The organism is Actinomycetota bacterium, from assembly GCA_035536535.1.
GTDB lineage: Bacteria > Actinomycetota > JAICYB01 > JAICYB01 > JAICYB01 > DATLNZ01.
Genome location: DATLNZ010000155.1, coordinates 1 through 3,045 on the forward strand (window position 1 = coordinate 1; position 3,045 = coordinate 3,045).

Consider the following 3,045-nt stretch of genomic DNA (forward strand, 5'->3'; position numbering starts at 1 on the left):
GGTTCTCGTCAGGTGGTAGTCAGCGACGCCGGAAGCGTGACCGGTCATCAAGTCTGCGGTGCCGCGAGCGTGAATCTTCACGTGTCCGGTCCAGGTCCCAGTGAAGACTGCCGAGGTTTCACATTCCGATGTGCCGCTGAACGGGTCGTAGGTACCCACGCATACCAGCGGTTGGTACGCGCTGCCGGAGGCACGCTCGTTGGCGGCGGCCGCAGGGGCGAGCTGGATCATGGCGAGCAAGAAGATCGAAAGTGCGGCCGCCGTCTTGACGGTGGGCCGGCGCCGCAACGTATTCGCCTGCCTGTGAATCATGATTCGCCTCCTGGCCGGGTCCTGATCAAGCGTTCTTCCTTCGGCTCCAATCTCCTTCCTGCGGAGGATGGGGGAAGATGACAGCTCGGACGACGCGAGGGGGGACCATGGGGGACAAGCTGACGTTCGTGCCGGGACAGCCTGCGTGGGCCGACCTGGGGACACCGGACCTGGGGGCGGCAACGAGGTTCTACGGGCAGCTGCTTGGATGGACAGTGGAGAGCGGCGGGCCGGATGCAGGCGGCTACGCGATGGGGAAGCTGGACGGCGACGACGTCGCGGGGTTCGGTCCCCAGCAAGGTGGCGGCAAGCCCTACTGGACCCCGTACTTCGCCACGCCGGACACCGACGCGACGGCGGCAGCGGTCAAGGACGCCGGCGGACAGGTCATGGTGCCGCCCATGGACATCTTCAGCGTGGGCCGTATGGCGATGTTCACGGACCCCGAAGGCGCCACGTTCTCGGTCTGGGAGGCCAAGGACCACCACGGCGCAGACCGCATCCAGGCCCCCGGAGCGATCACTTGGTTCGAGCACTACACGCGGGACGCCACGGCCACGAGGTCGTTCTACGAGTCGGTCTTCGCGTGGACGTGCAAGGAGTCGTCCATCGGAGGCGGCAACTACACCGAGTTCCGTCCCGTGGGCCTGGACAGGGACTTCGGCGGGATCATGCAGATGGGGGCCGAGTTTCCGCAGGAGGTACCTGCGCACTGGCTGGTGTACTTCGGGACGAACGACTGCGACGCTTCTGCCGCCAAGGCCACGGAGCTGGGCGGCAAAGTCGTCCACGGGCCCCAGGACATCTCCGGAGTGGGCAGGTTCGTCGTCCTGGAGGACCCGCAGGGGGCCGTGTTCGCGCTCGTCTCGTGGGGTGCGTAGGGTCTAGGATCCCCATCAGTGGTCTTGCCCGCTGATTGCGAACCGGCCGGGGTCGAGGTAGCGAGGGGGGCTGGGAGTGGCTAGGGGCGGAGTGGGTTCAGTGCGTGGGCGGCGGGGGTCGCTGCTGCTCGTGGTTGTCTTGGCTGCCGGTTCTCTCGTTGCCGCGGCCGGTCCAGTTGTGGCTGATGTGTCCGCGGTGCGAGGGGAAGCCTACGGTTACTTCAGCCTCGTCAGGCTGTACGACGGGGATGCTGAGTCTCGGGGACCCGCGCCGGTCGTGACTCTCGCGCCGGATGCTTCCAACAGCCCTCAGATGGCCAATGCGACGAGCGGACTCGTCCAGTATGGGTCCGCGACTTTCTTCTCGACAGGCCCGATTGATGTCGCCACCCAGGGGGCGCTCGGTCCGGCGGGGTCGGTTACCAGCTCGACGAGCATCTCGGGCATCAACGTCTCCGGAACGGAGGAGGTTCTCACCGCCTCTTCGGCGTCCAGCATGTGCACCGTGTCCGAGGCGGGCGCGGAAGGGTCGACGACGATCGTCGACGGTGTGCTTCGAGTCTCCGAGGGCACCCCGAACCCAGGTGACGAAGTCTATGTCGGCGTACCGACCAGCCCGATCGCGAACACGACCTTCAACGGATCGACTGAGAGCACTGGGGATACCTTCCAGTACATCTTCAACGAGCAGGTTGTGAATCCCGACGGCTCGCTCACCGTCTACGCCGGCCACCTGCGGCTGCTCGGCCCCAATGCCGTGGGTGAGGTGTACTGGGGGAAGTCCGAGTGCGGCGTCACCTCGACGATCTCGGCCACTCCCACAATCTCCACGGTGGCCTCCGCAGGGGGGCCCGTCGGCACGTCCATAACCGACGACGCGACTGTGTCCGGCGGCACCAGCCCCACCGGTACCGTCGAGTTCAGGCTGTACGGGCCTGACGACGACATCTGCGCCACGGTGATCTTCATTTCGTCGAACCGTCCGCTGACCAGCGACGGCACCGCCACTTCCGGCTCCTTCACGCCCACCGCCGCCGGCACCTACCGTTGGAGGGCGATCTACAGCGGCGACGCCAACAACGTCCCGGTGAGCGCACCATGCAACGCGCCCAACGAGTCGGTGACGATCACAGCCGCCACTCCGGACATCGTCACGCAGGCCTCCGCCGGGGGGCCCGTCGGTACCCCGGTACACGACGTCGCGACGGTGTCAGGCGGCGTCAGCCCCACCGGCACCGTCGAGTTCGACCTCTACGGTCCGGACAACGACGATTGTTCGGGGGGGTCGGTCTTCACCTCGACCGTTCCGCTCGCCGCCGACGGCACCGCCACTTCCGGCCCCTTTACGCCCACCGTCGCCGGCACCTACCGTTGGAGGGCGGGCTACAGCGGCGACGCCAACAACGCTTCTGTGACCGCACCATGCAACGCTCCCAACGAGTCGGTGACGATCTCAGCCCCCGTCGCGAACCTGGTCGTGGCCAAGGAGTGCACGCCGGCAACGGCTCGCGCGGGTGGCGGGATAGCCCCCGGCGACACCGTCAACTGCGAGATCAAGGTGACCAACAACGGGCCCAGCACGGCCACCGACGTCACGCTGACCGACGACCTGCCGCCGGGGATGACGATCGTGCCCGGGTCGGTCACGTCCTCGCCGTCACCCGGAGGCTTCGCCTGCACGACCCATCCGACGGATCCCGAGCTCAGGTGCGAGGACCCAGCGCTGGCCGTAGGAGAGACGAATATCGTCGCGTACAGCGCAACCGTCACCGACTCGGCCGGTCCGGGACAGACCTTCACCAACGAGGCGATTGCGGACGCCTCCAATGCTGAACCGGCGACGGCCAGGGAG

At 67.0% G+C, this 3,045-nt stretch carries 3 protein-coding genes; 2 read left to right on the top strand and 1 reads right to left on the bottom strand.

Annotated elements, in window-relative coordinates; all coding sequences use genetic code 11:
• The coding region (locus tag VNE62_10315) for a hypothetical protein (GenBank protein HVE92672.1) at window positions 1-312 on the bottom strand (312 nt) is incomplete at its 3' end.
• A gap of 107 nt (window positions 313-419) precedes the next feature.
• Between VNE62_10315 and VNE62_10320 the strand changes: the two genes are divergently transcribed.
• Window positions 420-1,193 (top strand): VOC family protein, encoded by a 774-nt coding sequence (locus VNE62_10320; GenBank protein ID HVE92673.1) that lies wholly within the window; start codon window positions 420-422, stop codon window positions 1,191-1,193.
• 313 nt (window positions 1,194-1,506) lie between these two features.
• The coding region (locus VNE62_10325) for a hypothetical protein (GenBank protein HVE92674.1) at window positions 1,507-3,045 on the top strand (1,539 nt) is incomplete at its 3' end.